The sequence below is a fragment of the Saccharospirillaceae bacterium genome (assembly GCA_022448365.1).
Classification (GTDB): Bacteria; Pseudomonadota; Gammaproteobacteria; order Pseudomonadales; family Oceanobacteraceae; genus Bacterioplanoides.
Window position 1 is genome coordinate 647,018 of the sequence record JAKVCS010000001.1, and the last position, 18,603, is coordinate 665,620.

Here is an 18,603-nt window from a genome sequence, read left to right on the forward strand (position 1 = left end):
CGAGTCACCCGACGAATTGCGGTCCTAATCCCATCCCCCACATCACAACCGTGATCGCCATACAGCCGACCAGTGCGCACAATCCGACGGTCAACATAGCGCTGGCAAAAATAAAGCCACGCTCTTCCGGAATATCCATAAAAATTGGAATACCGCTGTACAGCAGATAAACGGTGTAACTGACCGCACCGAGTACCACAAATACATCCAGCCACAGAATAGGAACCAGACCGATAAAGCCGGATAAAAACAGTGGAATCGAGGTATACACGGTAAAAATCAGGCAGCGCTCGAAACTGGCGGTGACACCGAATGTCCGCTCCATCCAGAACATACAGTAGGACACAAAGGCCAGACCAAACAACAAGGCAAAGTAAAAGCCGACCGCAATCGGTATCGCACTTTCGACACTGAGTTTGACCACATCTCCACCGGCGATACTCCAGCCCATCTGCGTCGTACCGATAAACAGCGACACCGGAGGTATTAATGCCAACACCAGGGCATAACGAGCAAAAACCTGAACAAGACTGGGTGCGCCTTCCTTGCGGATCGCGTCCCACTCTTCCCTTGGATGATAGAGCAGTCCGAACATATGGTGGGCAAACATGGCAGGTAACCTCTGCAGTGGCTTCAACTTAAAGCTATACAGTCGCCTGCCTTTGTACAAGTATGTGAAAAAACCTGATCTAAAAAACCACCGCTTCAGCTCTTAATTCTATAAAAATAACGGGAACTTTTTCTAAGCGACGGTTTTAAGCGTTAAATGTTCTTAAAACTTAATAGCAGGTAACGCAGCGTTAAGATTACGTCTGAGTTGCTGAGACAGTGCCTCCGTTGATTCCTGACGTAATGCCGCCAGAAGGTAGCCATAAAGCGGAATCATTTCCGGTGTATTGGTTTTTCCAGCCAGAAATGCCGGTGACATATCCGGCGCATCGGTTTCAAGCAGCCAGGCTGAAGACGGCAGTTGCTGTAATGTTCTGCGCAGCTTTCTGGCCCTTGGAAAGGTCATCGCACCACCAATCCCCAATTTAAAACCCGCATCGAGCCAACGTTTACCTTGTTGTACACTGCCGGAAAAAGCATGCACAACCCCCCCATGGCTGAAGCCTTGCTGCCTCAGATAACCAGATACTTCATCATGCGCGCCGCGAACATGGAGAATAATGGGTAATTCTAAAGCCTTGGCAATGGCAACCTGATCTGCAAAGAATCGCCACTGGGATTTACGTTCTGCTTCCGGATCTTCACATTGCTGTTGCAGTCGTTTATCTATACCAATTTCACCCACTGCCACTGCATTGGATTGTCGCAATTCAGACTCCAGACCATTCAGGTCACGACTGTCTGCCTGACCGATAAAATACGGATGAATCCCCTGAGCAAAATACCAACCGGAGCGACAGAAGCCCGCCAACCTTTTACTTTGAGCCAGCGTGATTCCCGGAATTAACATACCCAGCACCCCCGCTTGTTGCGCGCGCTGCCACAGCTCGATGCGTTCTTCGTCAAACTGTCGGAAATCGAAATGGCAATGACTGTCAAACCAGGATATTGAAGTTTTCTCCATTCCTTCAGCTGAATCTGGCATAAATTTCACTCGGCATACTGGCGAACCAAAGGTAGTCTGCTAATTGGTTAAAAGTTGTGTATTTTTCAGGAACAAGCTTGCCATGGAACTGGATGCAAAAGAACTGCGGGAAACGGTGATTCGTCCAACCCTAAAATATCTGGGCAAAGATTCAGATGCTACAGAGAATATCTTGCTGGCATTGGCACAAATCGGCCAACAAAGCGTTAGTCACCAGGAAAAAAGTTACGGCATCTTCCAGATCGACGCCGCACTCCACCAGAAAGTCTGGAATAAGTACCTTGCGTTTGATCCTGATTTAGCCAGCCGCATCCGTGGTCTGGCTTCACAGCGCGAGTTTCTTAATAACCCGCACATCGAACTGACCACCAACCTGGCTTATGCCTGTGCTATCGCCTGGGCCATTCACCTCGCTTTTCCACAGGTAAAACAGCACAGTCATGCGGGTAGCACCACCAGCTGAGCTAGTCGTAGCTGATATTACAACCACCCAGACCACAGTAACCATTAGGATTTTTGGCTAAATACTGCTGATGGTAAGTTTCCGCCAGGAAGTACGGAATATCTTGCAGGACCTCGGTGGTGATTTGATCCGTTTTACCTGCCGCTATCAACTGTTGCTGATAATGCAGCAACGAACGTCGGGCTAACTCAATGTCGCCATCATACTGCAAATAAATTCCCGAACGATATTGTGTGCCAACGTCATTACCCTGGCGCATTCCCTGTGTTGGGTCGTGGCTTTCCCAAAATATTTTCAACAGCACTTCCAGACTGGTGCGCTGTGGATCGTACCAGATTCGCACCAATTCATTGTGACCCGTATCACCGCTACAGACTTCCTGATAAGTGGGATTCGGTGTGTGCCCTGCACCGTAGCCAACGGAGGTGACAACAACACCATCCGCTTGCCAGAAGCGACGTTCTGCTCCCCAGAAACACCCCATACCAACGATTAACTCCCGAAGATTGTCGGGGCAATCGCCAACAAAATGCTCACCATTTACAAAATGAACGGGATCAACTTCCAGCGGTTCTGGCCGCCCCGGCAGCGCTTCTGCCGCGGAAGGGATGGACATTAATTTCGGACGCCACATAATGCAGACCTCTCTGAATATCGGAAACTGTTGTATATGACCGCAAAAACGGCTCAATATTCGCTGAATTTTCATGGTTGTGGTAGCGGTGGCCAGTTGGCCGTCGGTAGCTCCGCGGCAACGCTGGAACTTAATGGCCAGCCGCAGTTATTAATCGACTGTGGCCCGGGCACACTGCACAGTTTTCAGCAACGCTATCAGCAGTTGCCCGACGCCATCTTTATCAGCCATTGTCATCTCGATCATATCGCTGATTTGGAAATATTAACGGTTCGGGCGAAGCTGAGCCAGACTCAGCCCATTAAACTGTTTGTACCACTGAGCATTATCGGCACATTGCATCAGCGATTAGCCACGTATCCGGAATTGGGCAGTATGGCTGAAGGACAGCACAATTTCTGGCAATCGTTTCAGCTGATTCCTGTAACCGACGAGTTTTACTGGCGTGACTGTCATTTTCGTTTATACCCAACACGACATCATGCACCGAACTCCAGCTTTGCGTTGCACCTGCCCGGACGCTTTTTTTACAGTGGCGATACCCGGCCGGTTCCGGAAATTCTTCACCATAAAATCAGCGGGCAGGAGCGAATTTTTCATGATTGCGGCGTCGAACCTAACCCCTCTCACACTGGCTTGGCCGATCTCACAGAATATCAGCCCGAAATTCGCCAACGGCTGGTGCTGTATCACTACGCCGATCAAACCGCGGCCGAAGCGTTGAAGGCATCGGGCTATGAAGTCGCTGAACCCGATTGCGCGGTTTTGTTGTAACGCATGCCTGACAATGATAATCCTATGACATCTTCACAAGATTCGCTGAATATCCAGATTCAAAAGATGCTGACCGATGCCAGCGTCAGTGTTCAGGTATTACCTCAATGTCCGCAAATAAAACTTTGGCTGGTTGAACCTGAAACCATGCGCCGACCTTTTTCTCAAGATGAAATATTATCGATTCAGAATTATCCGGCTTATTGGGCATTTTGCTGGGCCAGCGGCCAGATATTGGCACGGGAAATTCTGGCGAATCCTCATTGGGTAAAAGGTAAAAAGGTGATGGACTTTGGCGCTGGTTCCGGCGTGGTTGCCATCGCCTGCGTAATGGCTGGCGCGAAGGAAGTGATAGCCTGCGACATTGATCCGGATGCATTATTATCCTGCCAGGCCAACGGCAAACTCAACAATACGGAATATCGTCTGCACGGCGATTTATTTGCATTTGATGAGCCGCTGGATTTATTAATTGCGGCCGACGTTTTATACGATAAAGCGAATCTGCCATTGCTTGACATCTTCCGCCAGAAAGCCGATGGAGTGTTGGTGGCCGACTCACGGGTAAAGAACTTTGACTTTCCTCCGTATCAGAAAATCGGGCGCGAAGAGTCTTTTACCGTTCCGGATCTGGATGAGCTGGATGAATTTCGTTGGGTGAATTTGTATAAAGCCTGAGATACATCTGACCATTAAAGAGCCAATAAAAAACCCGCTAGCGCGGGTTTTTTATTGGCTGAGTAACGTCGGTTACTTACACCAGAGGGACATTGTTCAGTGTCAGATCTGAATGAGACGCTTCCATTTTCTTACCCACCGATGCGGTGTAAGTTGTTGAACTCACTGAGTCAACATAACGCCACTCGCTGCTGGCTTTTTCCGGAGTAATTTCGACCATCATATAACCGCGGTTAGCGGCATTGAGATATTTCAAATCGTCAACCAGCGTCGTTACTGCTTGTTCAAACCCAGCTTGTAAGGCCGTGTTCTCGCCAAAACCCACATAGGTTTCAAAGCCCGGAGACGTTACAGATGAGGTGGCAAACTCAACACCGACCGGGCCATTTTCACGTAAGACATTAGCGTTGTCGTCAGCTTCATACAGCTCACTCGCCCAGGCATTGTGTGTATCACCAGCCAACACGACCAGTTTCTTATTGAACAGTCGGGCACGACGCAGAATTTCTTCACGTGCTGGGAAATACCCATCCCAGGCATCCAGGTTATAGGGTGCTGTGGCTTCAACACGGCCTCTTTCTTCAGCAGTAACCGTTGGGTCACCTGCCAGAATACGGCCTTTAATGGTAGCCAGTTCGGTTAGCATGGCTGCGGTAGCAGCTTGTGCGCTACTGGCATCCCCCCCTGCACCAATCGTTTGTTGAATCGTTGCCAGATTCAACAACAGTTCCTGAGGAACAAAAATACGTCCCATCAGAACCTGCTGTCCCAGAACCTGCCATTTTGCTGTCGAATTAAATATGGCCGCAACCACCGATTGTTGCTGCTCAGCACCCAGCAAAGTGCGGTTCTGATCAGCCAAAGCCGCTTGGAAAGCAGCAGCATCGATGCCAGTCTGAGTTAGGTAGTCGCTATAATCCAACGGCTTATCACGAGCAATGATACGGGTATCCATCATATGCAGGCTTAACAGATCACCAAAGTCAAAGCTGCGGTAAATTTTGCCACGATCGTCACCCGTGCGAATGGGTAGCCATTCGTGATACGCCTGTAATGCCGCTTCGCGACGTGCTGCGAAATCACCTTCACCTTCGTTGTGATTTTCCGCGCCATCCTTATAAGCATCGTTGGCTAACTCATGGTCATCCCAAACACAGATAAACGGTTTGGCTGCATGAACTGTCTGCAAGTCGGAATCACGGCGATACTGGTTATAGCGAGCACGGTACTGATCCAGTGTCACAATTTCCTGAGCGGGGTCTAACTGACGGTTTTCTGCCGGGGTTTCTGGGTAAACACCAGACTCGTACTCATAAATATAATCACCGAGGTGCAGTACAACCTGAGCATCGGAGTTAGCAATTTCTTTGTATACGTTGAATGTTCCGTAAGGAAAATTAGCGCAAGAACAAACCGCCATACTTACTTTAGAGACATCACCAACAGGGAGTGTTTTGGTTTGGCCAACTGGCGAAGTTACGCCGTTTGGCCCCGTGAACTGGTAATAGTACGCTGTATTATCATTTAAGCCGGTTACATCAACCTTAATCGTCAGGTCTTTTGCACGGCTGGTGTTGTATGAACCTTGAGATACAACATTTTGCATGCCTGCATCTGTAGCAACGACCCATTTCACCGGCACAGTGGATGATCCGACTGAAACATCTGGCGTAATACGCGACCAGATAATTACGCGATCAGCAAGGGGATCGCCAGATGCAACACCGTGACCAAAGCTGAATACAACTTGAGACAGGGTATTGTCTTTGTTGTCTTTATCATCATCACTAATGCAGCCGGTTAACGCTGCTGGAACAGATGCTGCACCCGCGCCTGCTGCCACCGACTTCACAAAGCTGCGGCGACTCATTTGATTTTTTGTGGTCATTAAAGAAACCTTTAGGATTTATTTTGTAATTATTGATTTTCTATCGAGCATTGTTCAGCGCAAACTGCGCCGAGAACTAGGTATAAAAGCCTAGCTATGAAAGTAACTTTTTCAGACATTTGCATTACAGACAACAACATTTCTTGTAACTTTTTGTTAAAATCTAAAATTCAGTCATATCTCGCCAAGTATTCCAGTGCAGCTATTCACTGTTCGTGGTTATCCGCTGGCCTCAATCAGCCTTTTTCCGTAAACTGGCGGCCTTTTCAAATTTCAATTTGGTTGCCCTGCGGATGCTCGATAAAAACGCCCTTACCCAGCTTAAAAGCCTGAAAAAAGAGATACACGACAGCACTCCCCGACACGAAGGTCGGGTGCGGGCAACGGCCGGTCGTTTTGGTTTCGTTAATACGGAAGACAAACAGCAGTTCTTTCTGTCACCGGATGAGATGGAAAAAATACTTCCGGGCGATAATGTTGCTTTTCGGGTTGAGTCTGCAGGCGAAGGTAAACAACAGGCAATCGTTGAAAAAGTAGTAAGCAGTGATGTTAAAGAATTCTTTGGTACGTATGTGATTCGCGGCAAGGCCACTTTATCGAACCCGACGACGACCTGCTCAATCGCTGGATTTTTGTACCGCCCGCCAAACGTATGAACGCTCAGGAAGGTGACCTGGTACGCGCCCACATCAGCCAGCATCCCTACCCGAATGGTCGTGCACAAGCGCACGTTGATGAAATCATCGGCAAGCCAGAAGAAGCGCATATTGAACATGACTTTATTCTGTCCAAGTATGCTATCCAATCCGGCTTTTCTGAAGAAGTGAACCAACAAGTCGCCAGCCTGGTTGAGCAAGGCCTGGATGGCGAACTCGCCGGCCGTACCGATCTGACGCACTTACCGTTTGTAACCATCGATTCAGCCGGTACCCGGGATATCGATGACGCTTTATACGCTGAAGCTCACAGCCAAGGCTGGTCGTTATGGATTGCCATTGCCGACCCGGCAGCACTGATTACCGCTGGCAGCCCATTGGATAAAACCGCTTCATTAAGCGCCACTTCGTCGTACTTCCCTGACCGTGTTTTGCCAATGCTACCGGCGGAGCTCTCCGAACAACTTTGTTCGCTACAGGAAAACGAATTACGCCTGGCCATGGTGGTTGAATTAAAAGTCGCGGAAGACGGCACCATCGAAAGCACTAGCATTCATAACGCTAAAATCCGCAGCCAGGCCAAACTGAGTTACATTCAGGTTGCGCAGCTGATCAATGGGGAAGATAACGAGATTCCCGCGGAATTAAACGGCCACATTATTCATCTCCACAATTGCTCACAGGCGCTGTCATCTTTCCGTGAGCAAAACTGCCTGATCATGGAAGAACGTCCGGATTTTAAAATCATTACCGACGAGCAGGGCAAGGCCAAAGAAATTGTGAAGCTGGAGCGCAATCAGGCCCATCGTTTGGTTGAAGAATGCATGCTGGCCTGTAACCGGTCTATAGCCAACTGGCTGGCAGAAAAAGAAAGCGGTTTTTTTATCAACCACAATGGTGTCCGTACCGAGCGTATCGGCGAAGTGGTTGCGCTGATTCGTGAACAGCTGGACCTGGAACGCAAGCCCAAAATCCAAACCCTGACTGAATTTGTTGAATGGGTACAGAAGGCAGAGCAAACCGACTCCCCATTCCCGCTGAGAACCATCATCAGTCGCCAACTGGAACGCAGCAATCTGAGTCTTGAAGCCGGTGCGCATTTCGGTCTGGGTTTTGAACATTACACAACGTTCAGTTCTCCTCTACGCAAATACAACGATCTGCTGCTGCATCGGCTGATCAAAGAGCTACTGAATGGTGAAGCTGCGCAGTTGCCGACTGAAGAACAGTTAGCAGACATCCAGCAACGCCAAGCCACCAGCCGCAGCGCCGCCTGGCAAACTGAAAGCTGGTTGAAATTGAACTGGTTGGCACAACAGGGAAAAGACGCCCAATACGATGCCAGCATCGTGCATATGAATTCTCAGAATTTTACTGTTCGTCTTGAGGACAATGGCATTGAGGGCACGATTGATCGTCGCAAAGCCAAAGACTGGACATTCGATACCAAAACACTCAGTCACTATAAAGGTGACGAACGTTTTATTCTGAATCAGAGGGTATGCGTCAGCGTTGCAGACATTAAAACGGCTAGCCGTACGGTTCGGTTTACGCTGGTTTGATAACGCCTGGGGCTCTGCCTGCAAATTAGCATTAAAAAAAGGCTGCCTTCGAGAGAAGGCAGCCTTTTTTGTCATTATACTGTTTCCGATCAATCAGAAACCTACAGAGAAGTTAGCACCGAAATACGCACCTTTAATTTCCACGTCGGTATCGATATCAGCCAGGTCTTCATCGGTTTCCAGTGTGATAGAACGGTAACCCGCCTCTAAGCCCAGATCAACAATCGGAATCGGCAGGTCGTAACCAATACCCGCAGACATGTCCTGAAGCTTGTTGTCGCCGTAACCAATGTAATTCACATCCGCATGGCCATAAATACCGAAAGGCGTGCCGATTTGTACTTCACCGTACAGCAGTGGCATTACAAAATCTAAATCTACACCTTCACGTAAACCGGTTTCCTCACCACGAACTTCTGCAGAACCGTCGAACTGACGTGCCGTCAAACCAAAATTGATGTCGATGAATGGCAGCGGCAGAGGTAAACCCCACACAAGGGTTAAATCTTTATGACTCAAATCCAGTGTGCTTTTCGCCTTCTCATTAAAGTCCTGATCAAGGAAGTTAACGTTAAGATTACCGTCACCGGAAATATCCAGGTTGGTTTGTTTCAGGCGGATATTTGGAATAAATGGCAGCGGATGTTCAAAATAAACCGCCAGTTGCTGACCGTTTTCTGAATCCAGGTTCAGGCCATCTTCTTCAACCGATACACCTTTATCCAGCTGACCCGTAGGCTCAGCGTTCCAGATACTGGCTTTCGCACCAACAGTAAAAAGTAAGTCGGCTTGTGCTGCCATTGGAGTCATTGCCGCCAGAATTGCCGCAATCGCAGTCTTCTTCATGATGTATTCCTGTATTTTTTTAAGTCCAATCGACCGGATAGGTGTGCCGCAGCGTATGATACTGTCAGCAAATCTGTAACTCATTGTTCCGTTAGTTTGCCTGCAAAATCCCAGATTGCAAATAATTTGGCCGTAAAGCACGAGCGGATCACATTATTAAAGTGGCAGCGGGAAAAGATAAAAAAACCCGCCTGAAATTCTTCAGACGGGTTTTATCAGGTTCATATTATGAACAGCAGTTTAATCAGAACTCGACACCAATTCGGCGACCAACTTCTTCGTAAGATTCAACAACGTTACCCAATCCCTGACGGAAACGATCTTTGTCGAGTTTCTCGCGGGTTTCTGCATCCCATAAACGGCAACCGTCAGGAGAGAATTCATCGCCAAGAACCACTTCACCATTAAACAAACCGAATTCCAGTTTGTAGTCGACTAATAACATACCACCGTCAGCGAACAACTGTTTCAATACATCGTTAACTTTAAACGTCAGTTCCTTCATTTTGGCGATGTGTTCTTCCTGTGCCCAACCAAATGACCGTGCGTGGTATTCGTTCACCATCGGATCACCTAACTCATCATTTTTCAGGAACAATTCGAACGTTGGTGGCACCAGGTCAATGCCTTCTTCAACGCCCAAACGGCGAACCAGACTGCCAGCAGCAACGTTACGAACCACACACTCCAATGGAATCATGTCCAGACGCTTAACCAGAGAATCGGTGTCGGACAGCAGCTTATCGAAGTGAGTCGGAATACCGGCTTCCGCTAACTTGGTCATAACATGAGCATTGAACTTGTTGTTCACCAGACCTTTACGATCCAGCTGCTCCATTTTTTTACCATCAAAGGCCGAGGTATCATTACGGAATTCAAGCACCATCAGATCATTGTCGTCTGTGGTATAAACGGATTTAGCTTTACCGGAATAAAGCAGTTCACGTTTTTCCATAGGAGTTTCTCCGGAAAATAGTTTAAAGATTTTCGCACCGGAAATGCCGGTGCGTTTAAAATTGCTATACCAACTGATACCAGTCTGACACCACATCCTGCTCCAGCAAATCGACATCCGCAGGGTGACAATTCAGCAGCGGAGCCAGTAGCTCACGAACCAGATTACGGTCGTTATTTTTCTCACTGATGTGCCCTGCACTAACGCGTTTCAGACCACTCCACTGAACCCGTGCTACCAATTCAGCGCATTGCTGATTACTCAGATGACCGTAATTACCAGCAACCCGCACCCGCAGACTTGGAGGATACGGTCCGACCTGCAACAAATGAGGGTCATGGTTCGCTTCAATTTGCAATGCATGGCAACCGGAATAATGCTCAACGATGTGCGGGGTAAGCGAACCCAGGTCTGACAAAATTCCCAGCTTCATACCTTGCGGACTGTTCATCACATATTGCAGCGGTTCCTGTGCATCATGCGGCACACACACTGGTGTAACTTCAAGACCGATCAGTTCCAGTGGCTGCTCTGAGCGTATGCAGCGCCACAGACCATGCTGCAACCAGTCCATCTTTCTTGCCGTACCGAAAGAGGCATAAAAAGGGATGTTCAGACTATCGCACAGTGTCTGTACACCTTTTGCGTGGTCACTGTGCTCATGTGTAACCAGCACGGCCCTCAGCTGTGCTGGCTCAAGTTCCAGCTGAGCCATTCTTTGCAGAGTACTTTTTCGGCTGAAACCACAATCGATCAGCAGGCATTCGCCCTGATGCTCAATTACAGTGGCGTTGCCACGACTACCACTGCCTAAAGATGCGTATCTCACCGGGTCAGCTGAGTCTCAATCTCGGCCAACACACGAGATGTTTGTTCGGCTTCTGCCAGATTATCCGCATCGGTCAGCAGCGATAAATAAACCCCCTGACGCGAGCGATTCATCTTCAGCAGATACGTCGCCGTGGTAACCAATTCTTCACCCCACAACTTATCCCACCAGCTGCGTTCATCGACCACTTTCGTTTTACTCAGCTCAAGATAATACGTTCCGGTACTGCGGTTTAGGTCGGTTAATTTCAGATCAGAAGCCGCGATCGCTTCAGTAACCGCCGCCCAGGAAGCGGCAAAACCCAGATCCAGACGTAAAATCTCAGTACCTGCACCGTCTCTGTCGAGGCGCGGGTTCAATGCTTCGGAGCGATACTGAGCCAAACTGGTCACCACCGCCTCATCGTTCGTCTCGGCGATAAATACCAGCGGTCTTGGTGTCTCAAAACTATCAGGCTGTTTCGGTTCGACTGGCAGCTCAGGAATAACATTGGCATCTCTGAACGTCAGCTCCGGTGAATCATCAGCGAGTTTAATAACCGGTAGCTCGCCGGAAGTCAGGTAGTTTTCGGCACGATCATTAAAGGTATCACCGAACAAGCTGCAACCACTGGCCACAAACACAGTCATTACAATCGCAGTCAGTTTCAGAAATGCAAATTTCATCATTTAAATCAGATCCAGACCAGACAACGCCATTTCAAGCTTCGCACGGTAGCGGTTTTCCAGTTCCACCAGCGGTAAACGAATCCCTTTGCCCATATGACCCATCTTATGCATTGCCCACTTCACCGGAATCGGATTCGCTTCAGAAAACATCGCCTGATGCACCGGCATCAGTTTATCGTTCAGTGCTTTCGCTTCGTCTGCTTTGCCATCCAAAGCCAGCATACACAGATCGTGCATCATGGCAGGCGCAACATTGGCGGTAACCGAGATATTGCCTTTACCACCAAGCAGAATAAGCTCATAAGCCGTTTCATCATCGCCGGAATAAACCGCCATACGATCGCCGACAAGATCGATCACCTGGCGTGCACGTTGAAGGTCGCCAGTCGCTTCTTTGACGGCAACAATCTGCTCAACATCAGCCAGTGCTGCGATGGTTTCCGGCAGCATATCGCAGGCAGTTCGCCCAGGTACGTTATAAAGAATCTGTGGAATATCGACAGCAGCGGCTATCGCTTCATGGTGAGCAATCAAACCACGCTGCGGCGGTTTGTTGTAATAAGGCGTTACCAGCAAAGCGGCATCAGCACCCAGGACTTTTGCTTCTTGGGTGAGTTCAATGGCTTCTGAGGTGGAGTTAGCTCCCGTGCCGGCAATAATTGGACGGCGACCCGCAGCCACTTTCACCACCCGGTCAATCACAGCGCAATGCTCTTTAGTATCCAGCGTGGCAGACTCACCGGTAGTTCCCACGGCAACGATGGCATCAGTACCCTGTTTGATGTGGAATTCAACCAGGCGGTCGAGGGCTTCCCAATCTACCTGACCATCGTCATGCATAGGGGTTACCAAAGCAACAATACTGCCGGTAATCATTGAGCGATACTCCAAAATCTGAGCGTAAAAACGAAGGCGCAATACTACTGATGCAAGGCCTCAGAAACAAGAGAGAGCGGCAATTCGACGATTAATTTAGCCAGCATGAAACTCAAGCTGGCGGATCGTCAATTGCCTGCTGATTGGGCCAGGCTTGTAACACAGCTTTGAACAGTGTCGCCAGTGGAATAGCAAAAAATACCCCCCAGAAGCCCCAGAGCCCTCCAAACACCAAGACTGCCACAATGATGGCAACCGGATGCAAACTGACAACCTCTGAAAACAACAAAGGGACCAACACGTTACCATCAAGCGCCTGAATGATGCCGTACACCACCATCAGGTAAATAAAATCGTTACTCCAGCCCCACTGAACATAGCCAACCATTGCCACTGGCACCGTTATCACTGCTGCTCCGATATAGGGAATCAATACCGATAACCCCACACCAATCGCTAATAACGCGGCGTAGTTAACCCCAAGGATGACAAATGCAATGTAAGTAACACCGCCCACAATGCCAATCTCCACCACTTTGCCGCGAATATAATTGGCAAACTGCTCGTCCATTTCAGCCCAGACTTTGTTCAGCATATTGCGCCGCTGCGGTAAGAATGACGTGCCCCACTTCACAATCTGTCCCGAATCTTTAAGCAGAAAAAACACCAGAATCGGCACCAGTACACAATAGATCAGTACCGCCATGACGCCGGTGATACCGGATATAGAAAAACTCAGTGCCAGCTGACCGACTTTCGCCAGCTCCTCGCCTATCTGGTGCGTCCACTCATGCACCTGATCAATCGATACCAGTTCGGGGTACTTTTCCGGCAGCAGCATCAACAGCGCCTGCCCTTTCGTTGCCATGCGCGGTAATTCATAGAAAAACTGAGTCGTTTGCTGCCAGATGGCTGGCATGATGATAAACAACAAAGCCAGAAATAAACTGACAAACAGCAGGAATACAGTAACAGTTGCACCCAGATGGCCAAGCCCACGGCTCTTGCAGTAATTCATACCGCCCTGGAGCAGATACGCCAGTACAACCGCTGTCAGAAAAGGGGCCAGGACCTGACCCAGCATGACAATAATAACCAGCACTGCAGCAATCAACAGCAACAACAATAACGCTTCTTCGTCAGAAAAGTAGCGATCTATCCAGCGTCTTACGACATTTAACATGCCAATCAGGCTCCCTTTTTAATCCAGTACTGATAGACGCCATCATTATTCTGAGAGTCAATCAGCTCGTGAGTGGTCAGTTCCGTAAACTTACGGATGTCACGCCATGAGCCGGCATCCGTTGCTGTCACCCATAATAACTGGCCAACGGCAAGTTGCTTCAGAGCCAGCTTTGTTTTTAACAAAGGCATTGGACATTCCAGTCCGGTTACATCGAGATGTTGTTGATAAGTTGTTGAATCAGACACGAAAAACGCCTTTTGCCAAACAGAACTTGGCATTATAGGGTGGATACCACAAGGGCTAACAGCGAAAACCCTCTTCAACTGACAAATGCCCACTATGCTTTAGAGGTCTTTGCAGAACTTTTCACCGTCTTGACTGCTCTAAACCGTGGCTTAAGGTGATAATCAGATCAATGGAATCAGATCAGGATACTCTAATAGTGAAACATCAGCTCGCCACATTGTGCTGCCTTGCTGCCCTGAGCAGCCCTATCAACACAACCCTGGCCAATACCGAACTGCCCGATCTGGGTGACAGTGCGTCGAGCTATGTATCATTACAACAAGAGCATCAACTCGGTCGCCTGTGGCTGCGGCAATTGCGCAGTCAAACCTCCACTATTGAATTACCATTAGCGAATCAGTTTCTCGAAAATCTCATTTTCCGCCTGATTCCCTACAGCGAAGTCAAACTATCCGACTTTGAGTTTGTCATTATCGATCGCCCGGAACTGAACGCATTTGCCGTTCCAGGCGGCATCATCGGCATTAACTTTGGCATCATGCTGTACGCCCGGGATGAAGATGAGTTATCCGCCGTACTTGCACACGAGCTGGCCCACCTTAGTCAACGTCATTTTGCCCGTCAGATTGAAAACGCAGAAAAACAACAACCGGTCGCGATTGCTGCCTTGCTTGCCAGCATTCTGTTAATTGCCACGAATAATGCAGATGCCGGTTTTGCCGGCCTGGTTACCAGTCAGGCGGCTTCTGTACAAAGTCAGCTGGCTTACAGCCGCGATTGGGAGCGAGAAGCAGATCGTATTGGCATGAAAGCATTGGTTGGCGCAGGCCTTGATCCCAATGCTATGCCATCGATGTTTCAGGCAATGCTGCAAGCAAATCGCTTTAACAAACGTCCGCCAGAATTTCTTTTAACTCACCCGGTGACCGAAACACGGGTGGCCGATGCGGCAGGCCGGGCTGAAAGCTTCCCGCGCAAACCACGATTGGTCAGTTTCGAGTTCGATATTCTGCGTAATATCGCCATGATGCGTTACCAACTGAATGCCGCCGAGCAAGCCGCTTACTTCAGCCATCAGCTGACGTTGGAGGATAAAAACAGTCAGCGTTATGCCGCCAATCAGATTGCACTTGCGTTGGTCGCCGCTGAAAACAGTGAAGCAGAAAAAGGCCTTAAATTGCTGTCTGAGGTCGCCGCACCGTATAACGAGCATGTCGCTTTCATCACACTGAAAGCGGAATTGCTGTCACAACTAAAACAGTTCAGCAAAGCCCTTGATATCCTCAACAATGGACTGATTTATCAGCCCCAGGACTTCCAGTTACAGAGCACCAAAGCCCGCGTGCTGATGGCCGCACAACAATTTGAGCTGGCGACTGAAGCATTAAAGTCACTATCTGAGCAACGTCCAAACAACCCTCAGGTATGGCGTAAACTCGCAGAAGCTGCCGGCAAAGCAGATCATATTCTGTTATCTCACAGAGCCAACGGTGAATATCTGTTTGCTACCGGTTTTCAGGCTAAAGCACTGAGACAAATGGAACTGGCACTGAAATTGGCAAAAAAACATAAAGATTTTCAGCAAGAATCAGCCATTAGTCGTCGGGTGCGGATGATGGCCAATAGCCCAACGTCTTTCGGTAACTAACGCTGACAAGTAAAAAACGCCGCGTGAGTAAATTTCAGGCGGCGTTTTTTTATGCGCGAAAGCTTATTTGTTAAAGCTCAGCATACGATCCAGGCTGATCACCGCGCGCTGGCGCAAGCCCTCTTCAATCAGAATTTCCTGGCTGCCATGCTTTACCACATCGCGCATATTCTGCAGCTCATTCATTCCCATCCACGGGCAATGAGCACAACTGCGACAGGTTGCACCATTACCAGCAGTAGGTGCTTCAATCAGCAACTTATCGGGTGCTTCCTGCTGCATTTTATAGAAAATGGCTTTATCAGTAGCAACGATTAAGGTGTCGTTCGGCAACGATTTTGCTGCAGCAATTAACTGACTGGTTGAACCCGCAACATCCGCCAGCTGCACAACCGCATCCGGTGATTCCGGGTGAACAAGCACTGCAGCATCGGGGTGAACTTTCTTCAGGTCTTCAACGCCTTTGGCTTTAAACTCATCATGCACAATACAGGCACTGTCCCACAGGATCATATCAGCACCGGTCTGCTTCTCGATGTAGGTCCCCAGGTGTTTATCCGGCGCCCAGATCAGCTTCTCTCCCTGGTCTTTCAGATGAGTCACAACCTCCAGTGCGATGCTGGAGGTGACCACCCAATCCGCCCGTGCCTTAACGGCAGCAGAAGTATTGGCATACACCACGACGGTGCGATCGGGATACTGGTCACAGAATTGAGAGAAATCTTCCACCGGACAACCAATATCCAGGGAACAGGTGGCTTCCAGAGTTGGCATCAGAATGCGTTTTTCCGGACTGAGAATCTTCGCCGTCTCACCCATAAAACGAACACCCGCAACCAGCAAGGTACTGGCCTTGTGATCGCGACCAAACCTTGCCATCTCAAGCGAGTCAGCGACAGTACCACCGGTTTCTTCAGCCAGTGCCTGAATTTCCGGATCGCAATAGTAATGCGCCACCAGTACAGCATCTTCCTGCACTAAAAGTTCACGAATATCCTGCTTCAGGGCCTCTTTTTCAGCCGATGTCGCAGTGTCTTCTTTGTTCCAGTAGTCGCGAATTACTTGTTGCGGCGTTTGTAGCGCGTCAGACATAGCTCTCTCATCACTCAATTTGACCGCCACCGATTACTGCAGTGGCGCAGACATACTACCACAGCGGCTGCCTGTCGCCGCGTCGGCATTCTGCTGTTTGCTAAAACACTATTTCTCTGCCTTGATTATCCGTACACGGACTATGTGATTTTCTGACAGGAAATAAAAAAGGGGAGAAAACCGGCTGGCTTTCTCCCCTTTCAGGAATAAATGGTGGGTCGTGCTGGATTCGAACCAGCGACCAATTGGTTAAAAGCCAACTGCTCTACCAACTGAGCTAACGACCCGATAAGTGCTGTGCAGATGAATCTTGCTTTTACCTGAATCATAAATTCAGTAACAATTTCAGCGACTTAACTTCCGTTGAATGATGGTGGGTCGTGCTGGATTCGAACCAGCGACCAATTGGTTAAAAGCCAACTGCTCTACCAACTGAGCTAACGACCCCGGAAGTGCGGCGTATATTACAGAGATATTCTGAGGTAGCAAGTACTTTTTTAAAAAAAGTTTCGATTTCAGCAACTTAGCCATTTTTCAGAGCACCCAATGGCAACAAAAAAAGCCCATGATCGCAATAATCACGGGCTTTATTGGCCAAACCGCCAGATTTTCGATTTGCCTGCAGACTACTGCAATTTCTTAAGGTAGGCCTGCGCCAGGCGCACGGTGCCGTCAGCTTTGCCCGGATACTGGTCGATCACCTTCTCCAACCATTCACGCGCCAAAGCATCATCGCCCAATTTATGCAGCGTAACACCCAGTTTATAACTGGCATCTGCGGTTTTTGAATGATCCGGAAACTGAGCTACCACTTGCTCAAATGCGACCTTAGCCTCATCCAGTTTGTTCTGTACCAGATAGACCTCGCCGTTCCAATAAAACGCATTGGCAACCAACTTATCTTGCGGATAGTCTGCAGTGAACGCAGAAAAAGCCTGATTGGCTTCGCTGAACTTCTTCTCGCGCACCAGCGTCATTGCCGCTTTGTAGGCATCCGCCGGCGAAACCGCCTTAGCAGGCGAACCTTCTGGGGCAGTTTGCTCAGGCTGAGTAGCTACAGGTTGAGTCATTAAACTGGCGATACGACGATCCAGGTCGAGGTAACGTGTTTGCTGTTCTTGTTCAAGCGTCGCGAGTTGTTTTTCCTGGGTTTCAACCAGGCTACGCAAAGTAGCAATTTCCTGCTGCATCTGTTCCATCTGAATTAAAAGTTCAGACATCAGGTCACCGCCACCGGCAACATCATTAACAGATTCAGGAATAGCAGAGGGATTAGCAGGAGTTGTTTCAGCTGGGACAACGACATCGGTTTGAGCAGGTGCCACGGCAGTGTTGGCACCTACTGAAACCCATTCATCCTCGGCAACAGCGCCGATGGACGTCACCAGCGCTAAAGGCAGGATGAACTTTTTCATTAACGGCTCTGGTATTTCACTTCAACGCGACGATTCTTGGCCCATGACGCATCGTTTTGACCAACAACAGCCGGACGCTCTTCACCAAAGCTTACAACCTGAAGCTGACCCGCTTGGGCATTGTTAGCCATCAGGAAACGACGAACGGCCATGGCGCGGCGCTCACCCAGAGCCAGGTTGTATTCAACGGTACCACGCTCGTCCGCGTGACCTTCCAGTACAACGCGAGCAGACGGGTTAGCAGCCAGGTAAGCAGCGTGTGCCTTCAGTGCATCTTTACCGTCTTCTGCCAGAGAACTCTGATCGAAGCCGAAGTAGAATACGGTCATTTCCAACAAAGCAGTTTGAGCAGCGTTGGCTTCTGCTTCCAGTTTATCAGCAACAACAGCGCCAGATTCTACCGCTTGCGTTTGTGCTTCCTGGCCTTGCTCAGCAACTTGCTCTTCAATTGCAGTAGGCTCAGAGCTAGCTGCACCTTCGTTTACTTCGCCAGTGCTGGAACAAGCAGACATCAGAACAGCGCCCAGAGTTAAACCCAAAGCTTTATACAGTGCAGTTTTTTGCATATCAGTCTTCCAATCCGAAAGTTAATT

Annotated in this window: 20 protein-coding genes and 2 tRNA genes; 6 read left to right on the forward strand and 16 right to left on the reverse strand. The window is 49.0% G+C overall.

Going from position 1 to position 18,603, the window contains the following annotated elements:
- Positions 1–4 precede the first annotated feature (4 nt).
- Complete coding sequence (locus tag MK185_02960) at positions 5–610, reverse strand: YIP1 family protein (protein MCH2039579.1); 606 nt, start codon at positions 608–610, stop codon at positions 5–7.
- Between the two features lie 162 nt (positions 611–772).
- Entirely contained in the window at positions 773–1,594 is an 822-nt protein-coding gene (locus tag MK185_02965) for a TatD family hydrolase (protein ID MCH2039580.1), read from the reverse strand.
- Positions 1,595–1,676: 82 nt separating this feature from the next.
- On the opposite strand from MK185_02965, the gene MK185_02970 reads away from it, so the two are divergent.
- Positions 1,677–2,057: a hypothetical protein gene (locus tag MK185_02970; GenBank protein MCH2039581.1), complete on the forward strand. Its 381-nt coding sequence runs from the start codon at positions 1,677–1,679 to the stop codon at positions 2,055–2,057.
- 1 nt (position 2,058) lies between these two features.
- On the opposite strand, the gene msrA is transcribed toward MK185_02970, so the two are convergent.
- Positions 2,059–2,673: a peptide-methionine (S)-S-oxide reductase MsrA gene (gene msrA / locus MK185_02975; GenBank protein MCH2039582.1), complete on the reverse strand. Its 615-nt coding sequence runs from the start codon at positions 2,671–2,673 to the stop codon at positions 2,059–2,061.
- Positions 2,674–2,727: 54 nt separating this feature from the next.
- On the opposite strand from msrA, the gene MK185_02980 reads away from it, so the two are divergent.
- Complete coding sequence (locus tag MK185_02980) at positions 2,728–3,465, forward strand: MBL fold metallo-hydrolase (GenBank protein ID MCH2039583.1); 738 nt, start codon at positions 2,728–2,730, stop codon at positions 3,463–3,465.
- A 24-nt stretch (positions 3,466–3,489) separates the two neighbouring features.
- Positions 3,490–4,143 carry a 50S ribosomal protein L11 methyltransferase gene (locus MK185_02985; GenBank protein ID MCH2039584.1) on the forward strand — a complete coding sequence of 218 codons (654 nt, stop codon included), beginning with the start codon at positions 3,490–3,492 and terminating at the stop codon, positions 4,141–4,143.
- Between the two features lie 76 nt (positions 4,144–4,219).
- Here MK185_02985 and MK185_02990 read toward each other — a convergent pair whose 3' ends face one another.
- The gene (locus tag MK185_02990; protein MCH2039585.1) at positions 4,220–6,031 is read right to left on the reverse strand and encodes an alkaline phosphatase D family protein; all 1,812 of its coding nucleotides are present in this window, start codon (positions 6,029–6,031) and stop codon (positions 4,220–4,222) included.
- Positions 6,032–6,324: 293 nt separating this feature from the next.
- On the opposite strand from MK185_02990, the gene MK185_02995 reads away from it, so the two are divergent.
- Positions 6,325–6,687, forward strand: a complete 363-nt coding sequence (locus MK185_02995; GenBank protein ID MCH2039586.1) for a hypothetical protein — start codon at positions 6,325–6,327, stop codon at positions 6,685–6,687.
- Positions 6,660–8,249 carry a VacB/RNase II family 3'-5' exoribonuclease gene (locus MK185_03000; protein MCH2039587.1) on the forward strand — a complete coding sequence of 530 codons (1,590 nt, stop codon included), beginning with the start codon at positions 6,660–6,662 and terminating at the stop codon, positions 8,247–8,249. The genes MK185_02995 and MK185_03000 overlap by 28 nt, the downstream gene beginning before the upstream one ends.
- Before the next feature lie 93 nt (positions 8,250–8,342).
- Here MK185_03000 and MK185_03005 read toward each other — a convergent pair whose 3' ends face one another.
- The 7 genes from MK185_03005 to MK185_03035 all read right to left on the reverse strand — a co-directional run bounded on the left by MK185_03005 (position 8,343) and on the right by MK185_03035 (position 13,854).
- Positions 8,343–9,095 (reverse strand): TIGR04219 family outer membrane beta-barrel protein, encoded by a 753-nt coding sequence (locus MK185_03005; GenBank protein ID MCH2039588.1) that lies wholly within the window; start codon positions 9,093–9,095, stop codon positions 8,343–8,345.
- A 244-nt stretch (positions 9,096–9,339) separates the two neighbouring features.
- Entirely contained in the window at positions 9,340–10,050 is a 711-nt protein-coding gene (locus MK185_03010) for a phosphoribosylaminoimidazolesuccinocarboxamide synthase (GenBank protein MCH2039589.1), read from the reverse strand.
- A gap of 64 nt (positions 10,051–10,114) precedes the next feature.
- Positions 10,115–10,879 carry an MBL fold metallo-hydrolase gene (locus MK185_03015; GenBank protein MCH2039590.1) on the reverse strand — a complete coding sequence of 255 codons (765 nt, stop codon included), beginning with the start codon at positions 10,877–10,879 and terminating at the stop codon, positions 10,115–10,117.
- Positions 10,876–11,547 carry an outer membrane protein assembly factor BamC gene (bamC, locus tag MK185_03020; GenBank protein ID MCH2039591.1) on the reverse strand — a complete coding sequence of 224 codons (672 nt, stop codon included), beginning with the start codon at positions 11,545–11,547 and terminating at the stop codon, positions 10,876–10,878. The genes MK185_03015 and bamC overlap by 4 nt, the downstream gene beginning before the upstream one ends.
- On the reverse strand, positions 11,548–12,423 hold the full coding sequence (gene dapA / locus MK185_03025) for a 4-hydroxy-tetrahydrodipicolinate synthase (protein ID MCH2039592.1): 876 nt from the start codon (positions 12,421–12,423) through the stop codon (positions 11,548–11,550).
- A gap of 112 nt (positions 12,424–12,535) precedes the next feature.
- Positions 12,536–13,606, reverse strand: a complete 1,071-nt coding sequence (locus tag MK185_03030; GenBank protein MCH2039593.1) for an AI-2E family transporter — start codon at positions 13,604–13,606, stop codon at positions 12,536–12,538.
- A gap of 5 nt (positions 13,607–13,611) precedes the next feature.
- Positions 13,612–13,854: a sulfurtransferase TusA family protein gene (locus MK185_03035; protein ID MCH2039594.1), complete on the reverse strand. Its 243-nt coding sequence runs from the start codon at positions 13,852–13,854 to the stop codon at positions 13,612–13,614.
- Between the two features lie 197 nt (positions 13,855–14,051).
- On the opposite strand from MK185_03035, the gene MK185_03040 reads away from it, so the two are divergent.
- Positions 14,052–15,503, forward strand: a complete 1,452-nt coding sequence (locus tag MK185_03040; GenBank protein ID MCH2039595.1) for a M48 family metalloprotease — start codon at positions 14,052–14,054, stop codon at positions 15,501–15,503.
- A 63-nt stretch (positions 15,504–15,566) separates the two neighbouring features.
- Here the strand turns inward: MK185_03040 and nadA are convergent, their stop codons facing one another.
- From nadA to pal, 5 genes are all read right to left on the reverse strand, one after another.
- Entirely contained in the window at positions 15,567–16,595 is a 1,029-nt protein-coding gene (nadA, locus tag MK185_03045) for a quinolinate synthase NadA (GenBank protein MCH2039596.1), read from the reverse strand.
- 211 nt (positions 16,596–16,806) lie between these two features.
- Positions 16,807–16,882 (reverse strand) — tRNA-Lys (locus MK185_03050).
- Between the two features lie 84 nt (positions 16,883–16,966).
- Positions 16,967–17,042: transfer RNA gene (locus MK185_03055), tRNA-Lys, on the reverse strand.
- Between the two features lie 179 nt (positions 17,043–17,221).
- On the reverse strand, positions 17,222–18,010 hold the full coding sequence (gene ybgF, locus MK185_03060) for a tol-pal system protein YbgF (protein ID MCH2039597.1): 789 nt from the start codon (positions 18,008–18,010) through the stop codon (positions 17,222–17,224).
- A complete protein-coding gene (pal, locus tag MK185_03065) occupies positions 18,010–18,576 on the reverse strand; it encodes a peptidoglycan-associated lipoprotein Pal (protein ID MCH2039598.1) in 567 nt (188 codons plus the stop codon). Before pal ends, ybgF begins: the two co-directional genes overlap by 1 nt.
- Positions 18,577–18,603: the final 27 nt, after the last annotated feature.

Coding starts and splice junctions, on each gene's coding strand:
- MK185_02960 (MCH2039579.1), bottom strand. CDS start 610: ATGTTTGCCCACCATATGTTCGGACTGCTCTATCATCCAAGGGAAGAG.
- MK185_02965 (MCH2039580.1), bottom strand. CDS start 1,594: ATGCCAGATTCAGCTGAAGGAATGGAGAAAACTTCAATATCCTGGTTT.
- MK185_02970 (MCH2039581.1), top strand. CDS start 1,677: ATGGAACTGGATGCAAAAGAACTGCGGGAAACGGTGATTCGTCCAACC.
- msrA (MCH2039582.1), bottom strand. CDS start 2,673: ATGTCCATCCCTTCCGCGGCAGAAGCGCTGCCGGGGCGGCCAGAACCG.
- MK185_02980 (MCH2039583.1), top strand. CDS start 2,728: ATGACCGCAAAAACGGCTCAATATTCGCTGAATTTTCATGGTTGTGGT.
- MK185_02985 (MCH2039584.1), top strand. CDS start 3,490: ATGACATCTTCACAAGATTCGCTGAATATCCAGATTCAAAAGATGCTG.
- MK185_02990 (MCH2039585.1), bottom strand. CDS start 6,031: ATGACCACAAAAAATCAAATGAGTCGCCGCAGCTTTGTGAAGTCGGTG.
- MK185_02995 (MCH2039586.1), top strand. CDS start 6,325: ATGCTCGATAAAAACGCCCTTACCCAGCTTAAAAGCCTGAAAAAAGAG.
- MK185_03005 (MCH2039588.1), bottom strand. CDS start 9,095: ATGAAGAAGACTGCGATTGCGGCAATTCTGGCGGCAATGACTCCAATG.
- MK185_03010 (MCH2039589.1), bottom strand. CDS start 10,050: ATGGAAAAACGTGAACTGCTTTATTCCGGTAAAGCTAAATCCGTTTAT.
- bamC (MCH2039591.1), bottom strand. CDS start 11,547: ATGATGAAATTTGCATTTCTGAAACTGACTGCGATTGTAATGACTGTG.
- dapA (MCH2039592.1), bottom strand. CDS start 12,423: ATGATTACCGGCAGTATTGTTGCTTTGGTAACCCCTATGCATGACGAT.
- MK185_03030 (MCH2039593.1), bottom strand. CDS start 13,606: ATGTTAAATGTCGTAAGACGCTGGATAGATCGCTACTTTTCTGACGAA.
- nadA (MCH2039596.1), bottom strand. CDS start 16,595: ATGTCTGACGCGCTACAAACGCCGCAACAAGTAATTCGCGACTACTGG.
- ybgF (MCH2039597.1), bottom strand. CDS start 18,010: ATGAAAAAGTTCATCCTGCCTTTAGCGCTGGTGACGTCCATCGGCGCT.
- pal (MCH2039598.1), bottom strand. CDS start 18,576: ATGCAAAAAACTGCACTGTATAAAGCTTTGGGTTTAACTCTGGGCGCT.